The sequence below is a fragment of the Pseudomonas sp. LjRoot71 genome, assembly GCF_964253255.1.
In the GTDB taxonomy this organism is placed as follows: domain Bacteria; phylum Pseudomonadota; class Gammaproteobacteria; order Pseudomonadales; family Pseudomonadaceae; genus Aquipseudomonas.
In genome coordinates this window covers 1,118,210-1,139,135 of the sequence record NZ_CAXURA020000001.1, presented here as the reverse complement: position 1 = coordinate 1,139,135, position 20,926 = coordinate 1,118,210, and the positions used below count along the sequence as shown (strand labels likewise).

The window sequence follows — 20,926 nt, the reverse complement described above, 5'->3', positions numbered from 1 at the left end:
CTTGCGCAGTTCGGATGCGACGCCGCACGCCCACCAGCGTGAGCTCTATGTGCGCGGGAGCCTGTGGCAGCGAGCCCGCCATCGCATTGGCCAAGCCCACTGTGTCGGTGAGCGCCGCAAGCCCCAGATCAAACACGCCATCACAAACAAGGATGTGGAGTTTCATGGCAATAATGATATCAATGTTGTCATTATTGTCTATAGAGATGGCTGTCATGACGACTTAGACTGCAGGCTCGTTGATCCATTCACCTAACCCATTTACCCAAAGGATTACAGTATGACCAAGCTCGCCCTGTTTGTTCGCCTCGAAGCCAAACCCGGCCAGGAGGCTGCGCTTGCCGACTTCCTGGCCAGCGCACTGCCGCTCGCCAACGCCGAGTCCGGCACCACTGCCTGGTTCGCATTGAAGTTTGGCCCTTCGACGTTCGGTGTGTTCGATGCCTTTGCCGATGAGGCAGGTCGCCAAGCACATCTGAACGGCCAGATCGCCGCGGCCTTGATGGCCAACGCCGCGACCTTGCTCAGTTCTCCGCCCAATATCGAGAAGGTCGAACTACTTGCAGCCAAACTGCCTGCATGACAACCCGGCCTTGACCCAATCAGGTCACGCTGCAGGATGGGGGTCACACGGCCCTACGCAGCGATCCCCCCCCCTCGATTGCACTTGCCCAGGGAGCTACCTTCCACAGCGATTGGGGGGGCAATATTGCAGCCAGAACTTCCAAGCTGCGTCAGCAAGCAGGGGCAACATCAGGGCTAGCTGAGATGTTCCGATTCGTCGGGTAGTTATCGAGAAGTACCGACTGTTTGCAACGTGTCGGTACCGAGAGCCGACTGGGTGAGCCAGATTTCCGGCCCATTGGAAGTCCGCAGTCCGCAAGCGCGGATCGATCGAGCGATTTCTTGAAAATCAACGACCTAGCATCGTGCCGTGCGGGCTAGTGAGGGTTTCTGGGGGGGGGCGTGCGGAAAGATTCGAACTCCTGCGGGGTCTGGGTGGGATGGTACCCCGTATCAAACGACTATTGAAAGTACGGAATCGAAGCGGTGCGGGCTGCTGCGAACCGGTGCGAACCGGATCGAAAAGCCTGTCGGTACGGCCATCGACCATGGACGATCAAGCAGGTTTTTCGCTCTGATTGGTCGCCGATATGCGGCCTCAACCTCGTTCGCTTTCTGGGGCCAGTTCAATTCCGGTTCGGGAATCGAACCCGAGTCCGGCGCCCCGGCCAAAAGCACACCCATTTACACCCATTCGAGTCGGGTGTCCCTGGATGCAATGCAACTGCATCGACAAGACAATGCGACTGCATTACCATTCAAGCATCAACCCAGATCCGCAGGAGACTGCCATGGCCGCGACCTTCGAAGTCGAATCCACACTCACCGATCGCTACCAGACCACGGTGCCGGAAACCGTGCGTCGTGCCCTCAAGCTGGGCAAGCGCGACAAGATCCACTACACCATTCGCCCCAGCGGCGAGGTGGTGCTGACGCGCGTCGAAGCATCCGACGGTGACGACCCGGTACTCGGCCAGTTCCTCGGCTTCCTGGCTGCCGACATCACTCGCCATCCCGAGCGGCTGCAAGCTGTGGATGCCGGCCTCGTCCAACGCATCCAGTCGCTGGTCGGCGGCGTCGATGTCGACCTCGATGCCGCCCTGTCGGCAGACGATGAATGAGCGCAGGGAAGCCCGAGCCTCTGGTCATTCATGCCTGGACGGTCTTTGCCCATCCACTGTTCCTCGCACAGATTGAAGCGCTGGTGCGGCAGGTCGAGAGCCTTAAGCAGAAGGACCCTGTCGGGTATGTGAAAAAGAACGCCAGCAAACGACTGGCCGCGATCACCAAGCTGGCGTTCGATGTCATCCCGCAAGATCCGACGCGACCAGAGTACCGCCAGGGTGGGACGCTCGGTGACGATCACAAGCACTGGTTCCGGGCCAAGTTCTTCCAGCAGTACCGACTATTCTTCCGCTACCACGCCCCGAGCAAGGTGATCGTCTACGCCTGGGTGAATGACGAAGACACCAAACGCGCCTACGAAAGCAGCGACGACGCCTACCGGGTGTTCCGCAAGATGCTGGAAAGCGGGCATCCGCCCGATGACTGGAATCAGCTCCTGGCTGAGGCGCAGAAGGAATCGCAGCGGATGCAGGAATCATTGGCCAGGGCAACAGCGGCGCAGCGATAACAGCAAACGGCATTCTGCTTGCGGCGAATCCGCTATCCAATCTCCGCAAAAACTGCGGTGAATAGTCGGCGTCTCGATATCGCTTGGCTCGCGGGCGGAACAGCGCCTTCATGGACTCCTGCCATCTCATTCGGAAAGAGACCAAAATGGAAGTCGCTCACCTCAACCAAAAACAACTGGCCGCCCGCTGGAGCATCAGCGAGGCCACCCTGGAACGCTGGCGCAGCGAGGGACTCGGGCCCAAGTTCCTTAAGCTCTGCGGCCGGGTGCTCTACCGGCAGGTGGACATCGAGGCCTACGAGGAGTCGTGTCTGGCAACGTCGACCAGGGCGGTCGCGACGCAGGCCAGTGCTGGCTGAATGTTCCATTTCGGCCGCAAATATCGACAAGTACCGACGATTTGCAACGTGACGGCACCGATGGCTGTCTGGGCGAGCCAGATTTCCGGCCTATTGAACGTCCGCAGTCCGCAAGCGCGGATCGATCGAGCGATTTGTTGAAAATCAACGTCCTAGCATCGGGCCGTGCGGGCTAGTGAGGGTTTCTGGGGGTTCGTGCGGAAAGATTCGAACTCCTGCGGGGTCTGGGTGGGGTGGAACCCTGCGCCAAACCTCAGTAACTCAGCGCCTTACCACCGCTTAGAACTGCTGCGGAAAGGTGCGGAATCCAACTCTTGATGCTCGCAATCCTACCAGTTCCGACTGCCCGTTGGCATCAACCGTGTGCAGGTAACCAGCCGCCAGTTCGATTCCCATTCCAGAATTGAACCCGCGTCCGCAATTGATCAAAGCAGCCTCGCCGGGCGTGCAATCTTAGGTCTTCGAGCTTGGCTGGCAGTCTGGAGGTTGGCCGACTTGGAGAGGATTCGCAGCATCGCCTGGTTGTGATGGTAGTCCCGGAAGGCATCCGCAACTGCCTTGTCGACGAATGTGGGCGTCGTCTGCCCGTCAGCTGGGGCGGATACGACTCCGTCTGGGATGTCACTTGACCAACCCCTGGCCGCCCGAAAGCCACTGACGATGTGAGAGAAGTTGGGCCAAGCGTGATCCAGATGGGCGTCGTCGATGCTGACCATCACGCCAGTCAGTTCGCATGCAACCAACCCATGAGCGTCGCCATGCTCCGCGAAGGCACGCTTCTTGGCCAGAATGAGATCGAGTGCGACAGCCTCCCGGCATGCGCCGTAGAAATCCTTCGACCGGTCCCCTAGTAGGCCTTTGACGGCCCAAATGTATGAAAAGTCCGTGGCGGACCCGTCCAGTCGCACCACCCAGAAGCCGGAGTTGCTCCAGCCTGTTCCTGTGTTCAGGCGCCGTTCGAAGTGGCCGATCTGGCCACCTATGGCCTGTTTCCTCACCCCAGAAATCACAGTCGAGCAGCTGCAGTAACCGCGGCTTCAGCAGTGATTCAATTTCAACATCGACATCTGCTTTATCGCCTGAGCCGCGCGGCCCTTCTGGGCGTTGCCATTCAGTAATGAGCAGCTGGCCAGCGTCTTCGACTAGTTGGACGACCTGTGCAAGGAAGCTTTTGTAATCCGTAGGGTTCAGCATTGAGTGTTCGCTTTCTGCCTGAGGGCGCGAATGGTTGGACGTGAACTCATCAGTTCCCATGGTGCGATTTCCAGAGAGTGAACTCGGATGGCCGTAATCCGTAACGCGCTAGCACCCCTTCGTGCAGCCGTCGGAGCTCTTCAACGATTAGGGCTTGTACTTCTGGCTGCTCAGTGTCTGAAACATGCTCTGCTACGGCGCGTTGAATGCAGGCCAGTGGATCAAGCTCCGGATGAGTGACGACCTCGCGAATGGTCGATTTGATGAAGTCTCGCCAGGTCAGTCGAAGTGGGTCTGGTTCAGCAAGGTCTTGCTTGATTGCTAGGTACTCCTGCGTTGAGCGTTCGTAGGCCCAGAGGTACAGGTCGCGCAGCAGCTCTACCCGGGTCATTTCGTAGACGCCTAACGTAGCTCGGCTGTAGGCCTGTTCGGGTACATCAAGAAATGTCAGCGGGCATAGGTTGGCACGAAACAGTGGCAGGTTCGCTGCCAGTCTAGAAGTGCGCTTGTTGATGTCGGCAAAGGGCTGCAGGTAGGGCAGGTGCACCATCATGAAGAACGACTGCTCGAACGGATCAGCAATCTGATTAGCCTTGTTGAGCAGAACTTCCAGGGCGTCCTCAATCTGCTGTGGTGTTGAGAGAGGGCGATAGGTGCTTTTCCCAATGTCGACGGCATGCTGCCGGATGCGGCCTTCATCTGCAGGGTTTGGAAGCAGGTTCTCGGCCAGGGCGCTGTGCAGGTTCATCAATGTGTAGCGGTTGAGCTCTGCACTTTCGATGTTCTCGACCAACAGCTCGATTGCCGTTTTATGGTTCAAGATCATCTGTGTTTCGATAGCTGCTTTGCCTTGTGCGGCCTTGCCATGCTCAATGAGCTGTCGTGTATCGAGTCGCGAGTAGGTGTTCCCCTCTAGGTGGCTAGAAGCCCACGACAAATCGATCAGCAGGCGATTCAGAACTGCACGGCTGTAGGTGCCTGCGGGCTCCACGGTATCTGTGGTTTTGCCCATTCTGTGCAGTTGGCGCCGCAAGGATTCAGGCAGGTAGCTCGTTACGTTCGGCTGGTAGGTGTCCAGGAAGTCGCGCTGGTAGCCAACGGGCTTGCGCGCTTCAGGTGGCTGGTTGATGTAAGCGAGGATATCTCGGCTGTCTGCTGACAGCGGGATAAAGGACGGGAAGCTATCAGTGTCCAGGGCGCTGGTTTCTGCCCGGATAGCAGTTCCGAAATAGCGTCGTGCTCTACCTTCACCCTGCGCTGAGATTTGACCATTTTCTATCAGCTTTGCAATCAGTCGCTGCGCTGTTCTCCGAGCAATGTCGGGGTGTTTGGCCAATAGCTCAGTCAGCGTCAGTCCGTTCCCAGATGCCTGGATACTGTTGAGTATGTCTGTGGAGGAGGGCATAGCTTAGCTGGCGCCGTTTGAATGCTGTTGGCGCAATTCTGGCGCAGTTTTCTTAACTGCGCCAATTGAGGTGACAAATTTGGCGCAGTTCCAGGCGGTCTGCGCCATAGTGAGGGCTGAGGTGGGCTGAGCGAGGGTAGTAGTTCAGATGTGCTGGGGGCCTGGATATTGATGCGTCCATGACCGATGCACCTTTGTCGAGGCCCCGTTAGCACGGACACTTTCGAGTATGCACACGTCGAACGTAAGCGTCCGGCGAACTCACCTTCCGAACTCCAGCTTTAAGGGCGATGGTGTCCGCGTATTTTTAGGCGGACGCGATAGCCCTTATCGCCGGGATTCCCATGCACCAACGAAGCTCTTACCCTAAACCGTTCAAAGCCCAGGTTGTTCAGGAATGCCTGCAACCCGGTGCAACCGTCTCCAGCGTTGCCATTCGCCACGGCATCAACGCCAACGTCATTCGCAAGTGGTTACCGCTTTACCGAGATCAACTGCCCGCTGCGTTGCCGGGGTTCGTTCCGGTGAGGGTGACGCCCAAACGACCGACTGAAGCAGCGGTGATTATCGAGCTACCGCTTGGCAAGGAATCGGTCACGGTGAAATGGCCAGCTTCCGATCCTGAGGGATGCGCCCGCTTTGTCCGTGGGCTTGCCCAGTGATCCGCATCGATACCATCTGGCTCGCCACCGAGCCGATGGACATGCGTGCTGGCACTGAAACCGCGCTGGCCCGCGTGATCGCGGTGTTCGGTGCGGCGAAGCCGCACTGCGCTTATCTCTTCGCCAACCGCCGCGCCAACCGAATGAAGGTACTGGTGCATGACGGCGTGGGTATCTGGCTGGCAGCGCGGCGATTGAATCAGGGCAAGTTTCACTGGCCAGGCATCCGGCACGGCTCGGAAGTCGAACTCGACACCGAGCAACTTCAGGCTTTGGTACTGGGGTTGCCCTGGCAGCGGGTCGGCGCAGCCGGCGCGATCACAGTGCTGTAGCACCTGCCATTAGCCCATCGGTTTATCTCCGCTGACCGGCTGTTCTGGCACAATCAGCGGCATGACTTCCTCGCCCAATCTCGACCAACTGACACCTGACCAGCTGCGCGCACTGGCCGCGCAGTTGCTCACACAAGTCGATGCGATGGGCAAAAAGATCCACCGCGATCAAACAGTCATCGAGCAGCTCACCCACGAAATCGCCTGGTTCAAACGGCACAAGTTCGCCAAGCGCAGCGAGCAGCTAAGCCCTGATCAGGGCAGCCTGCTTGATGACCTGCTCGACACCGACATCGCCGCTATTGAGGCGGAGTTGAAAGCTGTTAATCCTCCGCCTGTTCCAGCCGAGCCCCGCCAACAGCCCAAGCGCACAGCGCTGCCAGCGCAATTTCCGCGCACCGTGATCCGTCATGAGCCGGAGAACACCCAGTGTACCTGCGGCTGCCAGCTGCAACGTATTGGCGAAGACATCAGCGAAAAGCTGGATTACACGCCGGGCGTGTTCACCGTCGAACAGCACGTGCGTGGCAAATGGGCCTGTCGTCAGTGCGAAACACTTATCCAGGCCCCCGTGCCGGCCCAGGTGATCGACAAGGGCATCCCCACCGCCGGCCTCCTGGCTCACGTGATGGTGGCCAAATTCGCCGACCACTTGCCACTGTACCGGCAAGAGAAAATCTTTGGCCGTGCCGGCCTGGCCATCGCGCGTTCGACACTGGCGCAGTGGGTCGGACAAACCGGCGTGCAGCTCCAGCCGCTGGTCGATGCCCTGCGCGAAGCCGTGTTGGCCCAACGCGTGATCCACGCAGATGAAACGCCAGTGCAAATGCTCGCCCCGGGCGAGAAGAAAACCCATCGGGCTTATGTCTGGGCCTACAGCACCACGCCCTTTGCCGATCTAAAAGCGGTGGTGTACGACTTCAGCCCCAGTCGTGCCGGCGAACATGCGCGCAACTTTCTGGGCCAGTGGAATGGCAAGCTAGTCTGCGACGACTTCGCAGGCTACAAGGCCAGTTTCGAGCAGGGCATCACCGAAATTGGCTGCATGGCCCACGCCCGTCGCAAGTTCTTCGATCTTCATGCGGCGAACAAAAGCCAACTGGCTGAACAGGCATTGCACGCGATTGGCGGCTTGTACGAAATCGAACGGCAAGCACGGGACATGAGCGATGAAGAACGCTGGCGAATACGGCAGGAAAAGGCATCACCGATACTCGGCGCGCTGCATGACTGGATGCTGGCCCAGCGTGATCTTGTGCCCAATGGATCAGCAACGGCGAAAGCCTTGGATTACAGCCTCAAACGCTGGGTAGCGCTGACGCGCTACCTGGAAGATGGAGCCGTACCCATCGATAACAACCAGGTCGAGAACCAGATCCGGCCATGGGCACTGGGGCGCTCGAACTGGTTGTTTGCCGGATCGCTACGTAGCGGCAAAAGAGCAGCGGCGATCATGAGCCTGATCCAGTCGGCGCGTATGAATGGACATGATCCGTATGCCTATCTCAAAGATGTGCTGACACGGTTGCCGACACAGCGAGCCAGTGAGATCGGGCAATTGCTACCGAATCAATGGATGCCGTCCTGCTGAATAATGAATCGCCCCGAAGCAGAAGCTTAGGAGCGATTCACTACTACAGCGCTAGCCGGGCAGGCTCAGGTGCAGCAAGGGGAAGGGGCGGCCCTCGCCATCCAGCGGAGAACGACCTGTTTGAACAAACCCGTAATGTAAATAGAACCCTACCGCTTCGGGGTTCTGTTCGTTCACATCAACACTCATCTGACTGCGCGAACTGCGGGCATGATCCAGCAGTGCGCGGCCAATCCCTTTCCCTCGCAGATCTGGTTCGATGAAGAGCATCTCTACGTGGTTTTCATTGAGCCCGATGAACCCTAGCGGGCAGTCCTCGGCATCTACCGCAACCCATAATTCAACAGCGGGTAGGTAAATATCGCGGAGCTGAGGGAGCAATGCCTCAATATCGGATTCTTGCAGGAAGTGATGTGTGGCGCGAACGGAGCGCAGCCAAATGTTGAGCAGTTGCGGATGGTCGGCGTTAGTAGCCTGACGAATGATCATAGAATCATCCTTAACACTTGATATCGGAAATGAGGCGCGCTACTAGATAGCGACCGTATAAGTGGCGGCAACTTGTATGACCGCTTCGCGAGTTAACGCCTGGGCGGTTCACGGCAGAGGTAGCCTGACAGGAGGGAGGAAGGACGGTACTGAGAGGCTTTTGGGGTGTCAATAAAAAATTACGGAAGGGAATGGTGGAAGCCTACCTGACAGATGGTGGCCGGGCCGGTAGGGATCTCACGCGGGACGCTAGAACCGGATGATGTCAGGAGCTTACGGTGACTTACCCGGACGCTTACCGTCGAACTCGCGGTGCGCACGCTTGAGGCGAAATGCGATCCTCGTCTTGATCTGGTGCGAAACATCTCTGCTGGGGGGAGTGTCCCTTGCGTACGGCGCCAATGTGGAGCCCCGCTCTGTTCAGTTGTGCAGACAGAGCTCAACGATTTTTTGAAGGATCGAGGTCTTGGCCGATTCCCGGAGCTTCACTATGTCGAAGGTGAACGTAGAGAAGAACATCTCACCCAGCGGGTGGCTCAAGACGGGAACCTTCGCTCCGGAATCGTTCGTGATTACTACGTTGTAGACGAGGCTCTGCTTCGGGATGGTGTTGTTGGCTGCTTTGTTAGACGCAACAAAGAACCAGGCCCCTTCAGTACCGTTTTCCTGGATGAAGATGCTATGGCGCTGTTTCTGCCTGGTTGGCGTGAGGTAGTACGGGAGGGCAGATACTTGGATGCCAACCTCTCGTGACGGTGGTATGCCGTTGTCCTGACGCTCTTGGTTGTCGAACAGGGTGTTCCCGATGATCGAGGGTATCCGGTCGGTTCTGTATGCGTTTAGCCAGGCGTTAGTTTCTTTGTCGCGGATCAGGAACGCCCCATCCCAAATGACATCGAAGGGCTTCGCATCGCCTTTACCGAGAGTGGTACTGAGCTTCTTGAATTCGTAGTTGAATTCCCCCTTGGAGGCCTCGTCGTATCGGCGCGATTGCTCAATTTTGATTGTCTCGCCGGCAACGGATACATCCAGAACCTGGATATAGACGTTCTCCTTCCAGTCTCTCCGGCAACTCATCAGCTCTAGGGACATTGTGGGCAGCGTTGCTTCGCTGATGGTTACGGCTTTGTCCTTATGGATTGCCTCTTTCAGGGCCAGCTCCTGCAGGGACTTTTCGACTGCCGCCTCAGATGGAAGCTTGCTGGCGACTACGTTGAACCCCTGGCAGATGCTACCGATAGACTGGGCGAAGCGATGTAGTTTCACCGACGTGTAGTAGTCGAACTGTGCTGTGGGATTGCGTTGCATGGCAGCAAGAGCCTGCCAGAAGGAGTTGAAGGACTCGTCGATGGAGGTTTCAAAGATGCTGGATCCGTTCTTGCTTCCCCCAACGGTTTTGACCTTCTCACTAAGAACCAGATAGTTCGTTGTGCCCACATTCAGTTGCGTGGGGTCTGGAAGGGAGTCGGCGGCCAGCACTTTTGATGCTCCAAACCTGTCGACGAGCTCGCTGATGAAGCCAAGTCGGGCCTCATCACTTGAATAGCTCGTGACAGTGTCGAGCAGCCAAAGTGGGTTGGACATGGTCGGAAGTCCTTCCAGGAAGGCTTTGACCTGGTGAGTGGCTTCGTACACGACAGGGATAAACTCAACCCCTGACAGATTCAGTAAGCGCTCGATTCGATTGATACAGTCGGTTTGATGGTAGTTGATGCTGTTTTCATAGCGATCGCAGGCCTTGGCATTTTCATTGTTCGTGGCGAAGGCCATGTAGTTGCGATCACTGTTCGTTGTCGCGCTGAGCCGGCGGGTGCGCTCGAATCGCTTCCCGGCCCAGTCGAACATGAGCTCGCCGCTGTCTGTGATCGATCGGCTGATGGCGTCCTGTGTGGTGGAGCATTCCATGACCACTCGATTGAGCTTAATGGCGAGCTCCTGTTCTTTGGAGAAGAACAGGTCGTACGCCAGTGCATCGAAGACAAATTTTCCGTCCTTGGATGTGCGGCTCAGCATCAGTCCAATGTACAGGTCAGCATTGAATTCGACCGGGGCAATTTCATAGTGCTTGTCCACGTCCAAGAGGAACGAAAGTTTGAGTTTCAGGTCCAGCAGGGCCTGAATCGCGTAGAGAGAATTCAGCGAATGCTCAGCGATGACCTCGCGAACCTGACCAGGCTCTGGGGGCAGGGCGCTCAGATATAGGAAACCGAAAACCCCCTTTCTCGCGTTGAATTTGCTGTAGTGCACTTTGGTTAGGGCAGAAAGGCCAAGCTTCTTGCGGATGAAGTCTTTGATGGTCGCATCAACGCGCTGGTAGTACCTCTCGGTCCTCTCGTCAGAGTTACGGGTTACCTCAACCACGGCCGCCTGAATATGCCCAACCCCTTCGGTGCGGGCCGACAAGCGATCAATGATGGTCTCCAGGTCGCCAGGTAGCTTCAGCATGTTGGTGCGGGCCTTGGCGGCTGCTCCTGGTTCCAGGACGTTGAAAAGGTTCATTCCGCGCTCCTTAGCAGCTGTTCCAGAGTAGGGTTGATCATCAAGCGGTCATCGACTTTAAAGATGCGATTCTTGTCCTTGGTAGGGACGTAGCTAGTGATCGTCTTGAAAGCGTTTAGGAAGTGGATTGACTCCCCGAAATTAAACTCGCGCTCGGCATTTAGATCGTTGTGGTTGGGTTGCGTGTTGACATAGAGGAAGCGTGGGGTCAGGTTCAGTGCTCCACACAGCTCATACATGTCCTGCCTTTTTTTCTCCGCTCTGCGAAGGGTTTTGAGAGATTGCTCGTGGTTGTCCAGGGTGCCCGACCACCGCTTCACGTCGATGCAGATGATGGTGTCATCAACGTGGATATAGCTGTCGTAGTACTCGTACACCGCAGGCCCTAGAAGATCGATCAACTGATCCAGGTTCAGTGGTTTGATCCCCAGAGCGGAGAGCACCTTCGAGAAAATGAATTCCCCCACGTTCCCCTTCAGGAGCGGGATGAGGGCCGGGTTAGGTAGGTGTACATCAACCCCATCGCTGGCCATGTTGCACGCTAGATTAACGATGCCAGGCCCTGAGTCAGTGTCTTTGCCGTCTGTGCGCACGTAGTCAGGAACCAGCCATTTCGCGGGCTGATAGACAGCTTGCCCATGAAGCAGGTCGGTGAGGTGGTAGAAGCTTTCCGATGTTGTGCAGACGGTGACTCGATCTGTTACTTGCCTCGGAAGGTAAAAGGCACTAATGACTTCTTGGTAGTAGTTGGAGGCCTTTACAAGAGGAGAGGCCAGGAGCTTGCGGACGTACTTTTCAGGGGCGGTGATGCTATCTGGTGACCTGAGCAGCTCATTGAGCTCGATGGCATCCCGATTACCTTCACGCGCGCTGCTGAGAATCTTGTTTCGGAATGCCCCGCTGAAGAAGTTTTCGATGTCGTCAGCAGCGGCGGCTACGTTGGCGGTGAACTGCTCGCGTTCCACTTCGGATGGGAAGCAGCGTCTCTCCGCTTGTTCAAGGCAGAACTGCATGAGCCTGTGATTCAGTAGCGAAAGGCTGTTGATGAGAAGGTCGTTACCTTCACGGCGAAGCCGGCTATACCTCACCACCAAGTCGTCGATGACGTCACTCGGTAGGAAGATTTCGGTGTGGAGATAGCTATCCCGTCTTTCAACGCGACCTACAGCCTGGATGATGGCCTTGAGCACTGCTAGATCATGCTCGTGGTTCAGGATGCGGCGATTCTTGGGCTGCATCAGGTTTGAGTCGAACTCAGACAAACGAACAGCCTCGTTCTCCCCGGATGAGATGTGTTTCAGCAGGAGAATATGGTTTTTGACGGTGTTGAGGCCGGTGTCCTTCTCGCGGATCGCGCTGTAGAAGGGGGTATTGACCAGCACCAGACGGTCGAAGTCTTGGTGGAAGTTGTCCTCGCTACGCTCAATGAACAGATTGAGGCCGGTACCAGCGCTGCCGTATGCGGAGATCAGGCAAATGCGAGTATCTGCATCAACCTTAAGGTACTCGTCGATGTTGACCTCTTTAGCCAGCTGGGAGCTGAAGAGGATGACCCTGATCCTAGTTTTGTCCTCAAAAGGTTTCAGCTCGAAAATCTTGTCTTGGTGCTTGCGCCGAAAACCCTTCAAGCGACCCTCAAGGCCCTGTGCCAACAGGGTTCTAAAAAGATCTGCAAAACGGTTGTTCAGGGAGAGAATGAAGGTGTTCTTTCCATCCCAGGCGGCCATGAGCATGGCCTCGATCTGCCGGCGGTAGGCTGACATTCGATACTTGCTTTCACGGTAGCCCTGAGGAAGCAGGGCGTTTGACCAGAATTTGTATGCACTCTGGAAGGCAGGGTCGCTGCGCAAACCGCTGATGTCATCTGCAGAGGTGTTGTGGAAAGGCCTGACTTGCATCGTTCTGGCTTTGGCGCGGGCCTCACGGAGGTCTTCCATTGCACTTACGTCCGCTGCAGACCGCTGAATTACTCGTACACCAAGGTTATCGCCAAGCGCTTCCCCATAGCGGCTCAGCATTTTCCTGGAGAAGTTCCCTGAGTAGGAGTCCTTGAAGCCCGTTGTTGCGCTCAGGCACATCGCGCTGTTCTGTGTTCCATGCAGGATACGAAGCAGTTTGACCTCAGGTAGTTCCAGGATCAGGTCGAGGTGGAAGTCGACAAAAATACGGTTCTTCACCGCGTCATTTCCGAAGGGAATCTTGTCCACCTTGACCAGTGAAAACACGATTTTGGGAGCGAAGAAGGTGAAGAACGCATCTACAAAAATCTCGGCGTCCTTAGCGCGGTCGAAGATGGATGCGACATAGGAGCTATGCTGACGAGCCTTCGTGATGAACTCAGAAAGTGGGGCGTTCTGACTGGCATCCTCGCCCAGCGCCAGCAAATGTCTTAGCGAGCTGTTTTGAGGGATCTTGGAGCAGGCGTACAGGGCACAAAGCATGACTTGCAAGAAGTCGTGCAAAGTTGGGTCTGTGCTGGGGCCACCATCATTGAAGGACAGGCGGATCTCGCTCTTGCCGCAGACAGACCGCATTCGAATACGCTTGAGGGCATCCTCGTTGTAGAAGCGCCTTGGCGTCATGCTGAAGATGTTGCGTGACAAAGCGAGGATCTGCTCGACATCACGGTTGTCGATGGTGATGTGTCCGACATTCCCGGAACACATTTGCAGAATGGAGTCCAAGCTGACGCTGGTTTCGCAGTCCTCATCGTAATGCCGGCGGAGATCATTCATCAGCTCAACAGCTTCGTTGAACGCGATGGGCTCCTCCTCGTCAGGGCCATACGTTGCCGAAATCATTTCCATCAGGCGGTGGAGGCCGGCAATAACATGCGGGGGCTTGACCTTCTCGCTGATCAGCTTCTTCTTACCGTCCTCAAAAATCCGGTCGTAGCTGTCGTGCTCCTCGTCGATGACGAGGTTGAAGGTGATTCCGTTCAGCTGGAAATAGTTGGCCTCGTCGGGGAGGAAGAAGTCACTCTTCAGGTACGCAATTTGCTCATCATGGCTCAGGCTGCAGGCTGCCCCAATCGGGGCGGCGGCGTCTTCATCCGCATCGGTTGGGCCGCGCTTAGCTCCGAGAATTTCGTCAAAGCCCAGCTTCTTGATATTGGGTTCTTTCTTGTTGTCTAAATATCCGATGAACGCGCGTTTCAGGAATCGGGCGGTGGTGGCAACGAAGATGGTAGGTCCCACCTTGGCCCGCTCGAACGGTAGAACGTGATCGATGATTTGGATCTTGGCCCGATCACGGTCGTCATTGGCACGCTGAAAGCGCTCGTGGGTGGTCTGGAACTCAAAACCAACCTTCTCCCGGATTACCGCCTTGGCCAAGTCTTGCAACGCATAGAGCAGGCGGCTTTTAGCGGCATCAATCCGACGCTCAAGATCAGCTTCTCGCAGGTAGTCGGTGACCCCCGACTTCAGGAATCGAGTCTGCTCCGCCTCAGTGATCTTGAGTCCACTAATAGCGCTACTCAGTTCGCCAATAGTCTCGCGGTAGTACTCAGTTTTGAGAACCCTAGTCCAGCCGACGTATAGATCTTCATTGCAAATACCCGATACCCAGCCGACAAAGTTGAGGTCGGATAAATCCTGCTCCGCCAGGAAACTGAGGATACTGACACCCCGAGCAGCTGCCTTCTCCTGAGTTGCCTTGGAGACGTCTATCTGTGCCTTGTGCGGGGTGATAAAGAACAGGTTGCGGTGGCCACCACGTTCGCCACGCACTGCCGCGTGCTCGATGAACTGGTCGAACACGTTGTAGGACTTCCCGAAGCCAGTGCCGTCGTTGGCGAAACTTACCGAAGGATTAGGCTTGGCGTGCCCATTGAAAAACGGCGCCAGCCTGGCCCGGTGCGAATTTATCTCGTCGCTAAGCGCAGCACTGACCGCCCCCTCCTGCGCAGAAGGGATGCCGGCGAACAGGTCGCCATTTTGCAGCGGTGGAGTCTCTGGGGGGCGGCTACCACCCTTGGTGTCTCTAAGTTTCTTCTGCATGGCGGCAATCCTTTGCTTGTCGAGGCAGCTGATGTTGCTCCCCAAAAACGGATTGATGGTTATTCATCTATTCAAGATGAACCTTCGTCAGCCAACCACTGGGTAGTTGGCATCGCCCCATAGGGTGTCTGGGTTGTCCAGCATGATCTGAATAATCAATGGCACCAGTTTTCCTAGCAGGTTGCAGCAGTCTCGTAGCTGATCCCTGTTCACTCGGCCATTCCAGGTTGCTCCACCATGAATGAGCTGGTTTCGCAGTGTGTAGATGCGGTTGAACATCACGCCAAGTACCGCAGGCGTGTTGCGGTTGGCCAGCGCCAAAGCTGCTGCTTTTTTCCCACTGGCAAAACGTTCTTTCCACTGTTCTTCGCTGAGTTTTCCGCTTTGATGATCCCAGAAGCTTTGGAAAACATACGGGTTGTCCAGTAGCACCCGGATGCTACCGGGGAACTCTGACCAGACGAGCTTCTCGATGCTGTTGGTGCTATCAAGTGAGCACAGTTTTTCGAGAAAGGCTTTGAATGTTTCCTGCTCGGATAGCCGCAACTGCTCATCGATATCGGTGGCATAGGCTGCGTTGAATGCGATCCACAGAAAAATGAATCGGCCATCAGTGTCTTCGGCTTGTTCTGCACGGTTCAGCCAACTGAGTGCTCGATGCAGTCGTAGGCTGAGATTGGGATGTTGCTGGTCACGCTCTTGGCGATGGCGGTCCTTCAAAGCCTGGTAGTGCATGCGATAGCTCCCTGTACTGAAAACCAGACCATATCAAGGCTTTTAAGGGAGATAGTAATGAATTTGACTGACTGGAGTGGGGCGTTAATGGTCGAAGTCGCGTGCCAGCTGCTTCCATGGCAGATGTCGAATGGCGCTTGAAATCACCTCCGCCAGTGGTTGCGTATGGCACTCGTCCACAAACCAGGTGACCACCAGTTGAGAGCCATCGAACATTGGCTTTATAGGCTCTGCGCACAGCCATACATGCAGGTTGAGTCGGGGCAGGGTAGGGTGTGCCGGATCGCTGACATCCATTGCAGGTGGAATCATTTAAGTCTGGCGTTCTCCCCATAACGCCTCGTGGCAAATCAGCGCGCGCTCCATGATCATGATATTGAGGCTCTCATTGGGCGCCCCTTCAATGAGTCCTCCATAGGTCAGACCGTACATGAAGGCTTCAACGGAGACTGATTGTCCGCAGTCCAGCTGGATGTTCAGGGCTGGGGAGGTAGTGCTTAGAAGACGAGCCATGATTCGTTCTCTGAGGTGTGTAGCAGCTCGGCTGATTCAAGTCGGTGTAGAAGCTCGCTCAATAGGGCTTCCTCCTCGCTGCTGAGTATTCGAGGTCGGCGTCGTTGGTGCAAGGCGATGTGTTGACCTGTAGGTCGACATGTCTTCAGCGTTCGGCGGAAGGATCTTGAAAGTTCATCCATTCGTTGCCTCCAGGTCAGACTGAAGAACCTATCTGGATTCTTGGCGAGGATGGTGCCGTTGCTGTTATGGGTGTCGAAACGTCAGAAGCTTCAGGCCAAAGCCTGAATAGTTCGGGCTCACCCAGATAGTGGTTATGCATTCGAGTTCGAGGTTTCGCTCCAGCGCTCTGACAATATCGACGTAATCACCAAGACATGTGTCCATACTGCCCTCAATGATCAGGATTTCAACTTCTGAGTCAGTTGGATTGGTTGCGTCCACGGACGCGAGCAGGGCATCCAGAGCATCCCTAGGTGTCGAGCCCCAGCCAGAGATCACTGTGGCAATGCACGAAATGCGTGGTTGCCACATGCAATAGCCTTCCCAGTCCAGATCTAATGGCCAGCCTATCTCCCGGGAGAGATACAAGCTTGCCCAAAATTCTGTCAGATCCTTTTCTGACCTCCAGTGATAGGTGCGAAATCCAGGCTGTAGTTTTGTCTCGCAGTTTTCATACAGATGGATGTGCACATTGCTTCCCAGGCTCTGCAGAAGCTCTTGCGGTGGTGGGCAGGGGGAGAGGCCGTGAACCCAGTGGATCTCATCAAAAAGGTGCTGCGGACGCCAAGCCTGATCCAAGCCATAAGCCGTAAAACGGTGCCTCGCCGGGCTGGCTAGATGCTTGCCCATGGCCCCCGCGATTCGCTCGTTGAGCTGATTTGCCTCCGCTTGAGTTGCGGAAAAAATCCCAACTTCGTACACCTCCAAGCATGGACTCTCTTGAGCAACTGCCTGCCGCGGGACGCTATTGGGGCTTTTGAGGTTTTCTCCCTGATTGAGCAGGTAGTACAGATACTCTCGAAGCCCCAATTTGCCATAGTGTGGCTTGGGCACCTTCAGCGCACTTGCACGGGGGCGTTGGCGCATTTGTAGCCCGGGTATTGGGCTTCGGCCGTGACGCGAGCCATTTCGGAGCTCACGGCCTGGACCGTGATCGTAAAGTTGGCGCGGGGTCCCGCATTGGGTGTCACACGTTGCAGAAAGGCAGAGTAGGTCTTCATCGCTGAGTCTCCGTGGTTAGATGGCAGAAGACAGGATGCTTCGGGTATGCGACAGCCTGTGTCGCATTAACTTTTTTCGTACAGCGCCGCCATTCGTTTCGCCGATTTGGCGATTTGCTCTCTCAGTTCAATGGGTTCGAGAACCTCCAGGTGTTCGGCTTGGCTCAATAGCCATAGGTCCAGCCCCTGGCTGAGATGCAGGCTCCCCGTCATCAACCACCAGCCATCAGCTGTCGGTTGTAGCTGTTGATCGGTGGTGAGTGCGTTTTCGTCCAGGCGCTCATAGAGGGCTTGCGAAATGCGCAGTTTCAGTCGTACCGGGTGCTCTGATTTCTGGCTGATAAGGCTGCGCTTGACCTCGAACGAGTTCATCTCAAAACCGTCAGGAGCTTTTAGGTCTTCCCATGTAGCCTTGGCAGACTGAAAACGATGCAGGGGAAGGGATGCCAGTTTGCCTTCGGGCAAGCCTTTGAAAACACATACGAGGTAGATATTGGAGTCCTGGTAGGACAGCCCCAGAGGTTTGAGGTGCATCTGGCGTGGTTCGCTGGCTCCGCGCTTCAGATAGAGCGCATTGATCGAGTGATCATCCAGCAGGGCTTGTTGAACAACCTCCAGCACCTCTGGCTTGACTTGCCCGGGCCTCAGGACAATGAAACGGGTGTTGCTGGTGACCTTACCAGAGCAGTCCTGGCGAGGCCTGCCTCCTTCCAGTCGGGATATTGCGTAATCCCGAAGAGGTGCCAGGTTTTCTACCTGTGCCGCCATTCCAAATCTTGCAGCGTGATTCATGATCATGACAAGGTTCATTGCATCGGTTGGCAGCATGAATAGTCGTGAAAGCGACTTCTCTGCCCACCACAGGGTGGCATTACCTTGCTTCCTGTAGCAGACGTACGGCCTGTATTTTTCTTCGAGCGCAGCCATGTCTCTCTGGATGGTTTTTATGCTGACGTATGTCCCTTGGGCCGCTAAGTTCTGGTGTATAGCGCTGATACTAATGGCACTTTCCTTGCGGGGAAGCAGGCCGAGAATCCTTTCGTAGCGAATAAGCTGATCCACACTATCGTCCTTGTTTGTGTGCGACATGGGATGTCGCAAAGCTAATGGAAAATGGTCAAGCACGATCATCGATGAGGCAACAGCATGCGTCAGTCTGCGGACGTCTTCAACATCCTGGACAGCCTTCTTCCCCGAGCTGACTTGGTCGAGCTTGCCGAGCCTGACGAGATACTGCTCCTGTATGCAGGCATAGGCATGCCGTCACTGCGAGTAATGGAGCTGAGTGGTCAGGCGGGTATCACGTATCACGAAATCAAAGCAGCCAATCCGCTCCTTGGGTTGGTTGAGCCGATCATGGTTCGGAGTCGCTATGCAGAGCTGCGTGAGCAGGCAATCATGGAAGACGCGGATGCACTCAATGATTTGGGGTGGTGGTGGCTCAATGGCTCACGGCTCAAGCCGAATCCTGAACTGGCGAGGCGGCTGTTCAAGATCGCAGCAGTGATGGGCTCTGCAGAGGCGCTATTCAACCTTGCCGAGCAGGCGTTCTATGGTAAGGGTTTTGCCGTCGATCCGGTCTTGGCCATCGACTATTACGAACAGGCTTTCGAGGCTGGAATTCCCTGCGCTGCGCAGGCGCTAGGCAGCTTGTATGAGCGTGGGGACGAGAGCGTTATCGCTGATCATGGCAAAGCTATCAGTTGGTACAAGCGAGGTGCGGCGGAGCATGACGTGATGGCGTGTTTCTTACTCGGCAGGCTGGCTCTGGATGAGGCATCAACTGAGTATGATCCTGCGCTTGGCCTCTACTGGTTGCAGTGGGCGGCCATGAAGGGGCAGGTACTGGCGACTGAACGGCTTACCGATTTTTACTTCTCTACCCTTGAGTCCCCGCCGGATCCTAATGGGCTGCTGTTTCGTTTCTGGCGGGATTTGGCGATCAGCCAAGGAAGCTTTTGGGCTAGAGAGTTGCGTGCATCGGATGTTGCCATTCAACAGGCATGCAAAAGTGCATAGCATGCTGGCTGTATTCCCCAGCAGGGATATCAAGAGGTGCTGGGGTTAGATGATTAAGGGGAAGGGTATGAGTCTGACTGGAAATCAAAAGGCCTTTGCGCAGTACCTGGCTGATTTATGGGGCAAGCCAGAGGTACTGGCAGAGATGCGTGACTTGCTCCCAGTGGAAAATGCTTCGGGGGCAGGGCTGCTGCATAGCTATCGCATTAGTAAACATCAGAGCTGGAAGCCTTGGAAAGGGCGTATTACCTCTTCGGTGCAGCACTGGTGGTGCCATACTCTTTGGGAAGCCTTTTCTCACTACTCTTGGCCTGATGCTCCTAAACCTCTCTCAATCCAGTGTATTGCAGCTCGTTTAAGACAAGCGCTCGCGGTGCAGGATCAAGCTGCTGCTTACCAAGCCTGCTTGGATATTTTCGACTGGGGTCACGTTGCGCAAGACCCAGATGATAAATCCCGAGTTTGGGTCGAAAATCAGTACCAGCATAATACGCTGTGCCAATCGATTATGCAGGCAGTTCAACTGCTTCAGCCTGGATCTGCTCAAGGGCTTGCTGCATTCGATGGCAAGAAACTCCTAATGAATTCCGCTATGACAAAGGTCTATGCGGCGGCCGACCCTGACAACATCATCATCTACGATGGGCGTGTTGGTGCTGCACTGGGACTGCTTGCTCGTTATTGGCTCCTGCGCGCTGGTGTACCCACTGTGCCGGCTGATTTAGCCTTTCGGTGGGGAGACGGCAGAGGCGACGCTAATAGAAATCCATCGCTGGGGGAGTTCAAGTTTCGCAAGCTCAACGCCGCGCAGTGCCTGCTATGGGCGGATCAGGTGTTACTTGCAGGAAGGCTGCTGCAGCAAGTGATGGCCTACAACCCAAGCATTGGCTCCATTGCCGAGCTTGAGAAAGCACTCTTTATGATCGGCTTCAACGTAGATCCAGAACTGCCCCCACTACCGCTTCCCCAGGTTTCACCCTAAGGAGTTTTACATGGAGCTGTTCCGAGCGATTCCGTCTAGCCAGTTGGTGGCGGCAGAAAAGGGCTTTCGACGTCAGTCGACTATTCGTGTTCCCAGCAATGTTCCCTACGTGGTCGATAACCTGTGGGAGTCTCTCCGGCCGAAAAATATGCCGTCCCGCCGGCATGCAATTTACGCCAGCCCAACTCCTGAACTCGCCTTGCAGAATGCCAGTGCTCAGCTGGCGGATGGCGATGAATACGTTGCCTGCCGGGTTGTTGTAGAACCGCAGAAAATCCGTATTGCTCAGCTTCAAGTGACCGATGCGCGCTACCACAGCGACATTCGTTTGATTGGCAAGTGGATCAGTCAGCATGGGCAGGAGTTGGCTGAGCTTTCGTTGGATCAAAAGCAGAAGCTTGCACCGCTCTTTATGCCGGGCCTGCATCGACGTGAGCTGACCGAGCTGTGGAAGGCCCATCCGTTGGTGGCCGCGCTTTGCACCTATGCGAGGCAGCACTCTTCGTTCTGGTCCTCTGCATCCGACAAGCCTCAATCTTCGGATGGCGAGCTGTTCTTTGAGTTGGTCGGTGATACCGATACCTACCGGCTTGAGGTCATTTGAGGTTGCCGGAGCGTTTCTCCAATCGCTGCCTCAGTTCAACGACGTCACTTTGCTTCTTCCGTGAAAGATCCCGTGCGACACAGGGTGTCGCATGTGTTGATTAGCTTTCACTCCAGCGTAC

The 20,926-nt window shown here is 55.8% G+C and carries 19 protein-coding genes and 1 pseudogene; 10 read left to right on the top strand and 10 right to left on the bottom strand.

The window, feature by feature from the left end:
- Positions 1–280: 280 nt before the first annotated feature.
- The 4 genes from ACSQ17_RS05355 (at position 281) to ACSQ17_RS05340 (ending at position 2,556) form a co-directional block, all read left to right on the top strand.
- A complete protein-coding gene (locus ACSQ17_RS05355; protein ID WP_007182542.1) occupies positions 281–583 on the top strand; it encodes a putative quinol monooxygenase in 303 nt (100 codons plus the stop codon).
- Between the two features lie 772 nt (positions 584–1,355).
- Entirely contained in the window at positions 1,356–1,685 is a 330-nt protein-coding gene (locus ACSQ17_RS05350; RefSeq protein ID WP_021249050.1) for a type II toxin-antitoxin system PrlF family antitoxin, read from the top strand.
- Positions 1,682–2,197 carry a type II toxin-antitoxin system YhaV family toxin gene (locus ACSQ17_RS05345; RefSeq protein ID WP_436067889.1) on the top strand — a complete coding sequence of 172 codons (516 nt, stop codon included), beginning with the start codon at positions 1,682–1,684 and terminating at the stop codon, positions 2,195–2,197. The genes ACSQ17_RS05350 and ACSQ17_RS05345 overlap by 4 nt, the downstream gene beginning before the upstream one ends.
- 146 nt (positions 2,198–2,343) lie before the next feature.
- Positions 2,344–2,556: a helix-turn-helix transcriptional regulator gene (locus ACSQ17_RS05340; protein ID WP_436067888.1), complete on the top strand. Its 213-nt coding sequence runs from the start codon at positions 2,344–2,346 to the stop codon at positions 2,554–2,556.
- Between the two features lie 425 nt (positions 2,557–2,981).
- On the opposite strand, the gene ACSQ17_RS05335 is transcribed toward ACSQ17_RS05340, so the two are convergent.
- From ACSQ17_RS05335 to ACSQ17_RS05325, 3 genes and pseudogenes are all read right to left on the bottom strand, one after another.
- Positions 2,982–3,554, bottom strand: a complete 573-nt coding sequence (locus ACSQ17_RS05335; protein ID WP_436070431.1) for a DUF3223 domain-containing protein — start codon at positions 3,552–3,554, stop codon at positions 2,982–2,984.
- Positions 3,538–3,750, bottom strand: a pseudogene (locus ACSQ17_RS05330) (inositol monophosphatase family protein); the annotation flags it as partial. The gene ACSQ17_RS05335 and the pseudogene ACSQ17_RS05330, both read right to left, overlap by 17 nt.
- Positions 3,751–3,799: 49 nt before the next feature.
- Entirely contained in the window at positions 3,800–5,086 is a 1,287-nt protein-coding gene (locus ACSQ17_RS05325) for a Fic family protein (protein ID WP_436067887.1), read from the bottom strand.
- A 413-nt stretch (positions 5,087–5,499) separates the two neighbouring features.
- Here ACSQ17_RS05325 and tnpA point away from each other — a divergent pair, with 413 nt between their 5' ends.
- From tnpA to tnpC, 3 genes are all read left to right on the top strand, one after another.
- Positions 5,500–5,817, top strand: coding sequence for an IS66-like element accessory protein TnpA (gene tnpA / locus ACSQ17_RS05320; protein WP_436067886.1), 318 nt, complete (start codon positions 5,500–5,502; stop codon positions 5,815–5,817).
- Entirely contained in the window at positions 5,814–6,149 is a 336-nt protein-coding gene (gene tnpB / locus ACSQ17_RS05315) for an IS66 family insertion sequence element accessory protein TnpB (RefSeq protein ID WP_436067885.1), read from the top strand. Before tnpA ends, tnpB begins: the two co-directional genes overlap by 4 nt.
- Positions 6,150–6,210: 61 nt before the next feature.
- Positions 6,211–7,740, top strand: coding sequence for an IS66 family transposase (gene tnpC / locus ACSQ17_RS05310; protein ID WP_436067884.1), 1,530 nt, complete (start codon positions 6,211–6,213; stop codon positions 7,738–7,740).
- 51 nt (positions 7,741–7,791) lie between these two features.
- Here tnpC and ACSQ17_RS05305 read toward each other — a convergent pair whose 3' ends face one another.
- The 7 genes from ACSQ17_RS05305 to ACSQ17_RS05275 all read right to left on the bottom strand — a co-directional run bounded on the left by ACSQ17_RS05305 (position 7,792) and on the right by ACSQ17_RS05275 (position 18,262).
- Positions 7,792–8,229, bottom strand: a complete 438-nt coding sequence (locus tag ACSQ17_RS05305; RefSeq protein ID WP_014717580.1) for an acetyltransferase — start codon at positions 8,227–8,229, stop codon at positions 7,792–7,794.
- Positions 8,230–8,649: 420 nt separating this feature from the next.
- A complete protein-coding gene (locus tag ACSQ17_RS05300) occupies positions 8,650–10,728 on the bottom strand; it encodes a hypothetical protein (protein WP_043221861.1) in 2,079 nt (692 codons plus the stop codon).
- Positions 10,725–14,729, bottom strand: coding sequence for a hypothetical protein (locus ACSQ17_RS05295; RefSeq protein WP_436067883.1), 4,005 nt, complete (start codon positions 14,727–14,729; stop codon positions 10,725–10,727). Before ACSQ17_RS05295 ends, ACSQ17_RS05300 begins: the two co-directional genes overlap by 4 nt.
- An 87-nt stretch (positions 14,730–14,816) precedes the next feature.
- The gene (locus ACSQ17_RS05290) at positions 14,817–15,464 is read right to left on the bottom strand and encodes a hypothetical protein (RefSeq protein WP_436067882.1); all 648 of its coding nucleotides are present in this window, start codon (positions 15,462–15,464) and stop codon (positions 14,817–14,819) included.
- 312 nt (positions 15,465–15,776) lie between these two features.
- Positions 15,777–15,977 carry a hypothetical protein gene (locus ACSQ17_RS05285; protein WP_436067881.1) on the bottom strand — a complete coding sequence of 67 codons (201 nt, stop codon included), beginning with the start codon at positions 15,975–15,977 and terminating at the stop codon, positions 15,777–15,779.
- 246 nt (positions 15,978–16,223) lie between these two features.
- Entirely contained in the window at positions 16,224–17,066 is an 843-nt protein-coding gene (locus ACSQ17_RS05280) for a hypothetical protein (RefSeq protein WP_436067880.1), read from the bottom strand.
- Between the two features lie 200 nt (positions 17,067–17,266).
- Positions 17,267–18,262 (bottom strand): helix-turn-helix transcriptional regulator, encoded by a 996-nt coding sequence (locus tag ACSQ17_RS05275; protein ID WP_436067879.1) that lies wholly within the window; start codon positions 18,260–18,262, stop codon positions 17,267–17,269.
- 84 nt (positions 18,263–18,346) lie between these two features.
- On the opposite strand from ACSQ17_RS05275, the gene ACSQ17_RS05270 reads away from it, so the two are divergent.
- The 3 genes from ACSQ17_RS05270 (at position 18,347) to ACSQ17_RS05260 (ending at position 20,805) form a co-directional block, all read left to right on the top strand.
- Positions 18,347–19,219, top strand: coding sequence for a tetratricopeptide repeat protein (locus ACSQ17_RS05270; protein WP_436067878.1), 873 nt, complete (start codon positions 18,347–18,349; stop codon positions 19,217–19,219).
- A 67-nt stretch (positions 19,220–19,286) separates the two neighbouring features.
- Positions 19,287–20,201, top strand: coding sequence for a hypothetical protein (locus ACSQ17_RS05265; protein ID WP_436067877.1), 915 nt, complete (start codon positions 19,287–19,289; stop codon positions 20,199–20,201).
- Between the two features lie 10 nt (positions 20,202–20,211).
- Entirely contained in the window at positions 20,212–20,805 is a 594-nt protein-coding gene (locus ACSQ17_RS05260) for a hypothetical protein (protein WP_436067876.1), read from the top strand.
- Positions 20,806–20,926: the final 121 nt, after the last annotated feature.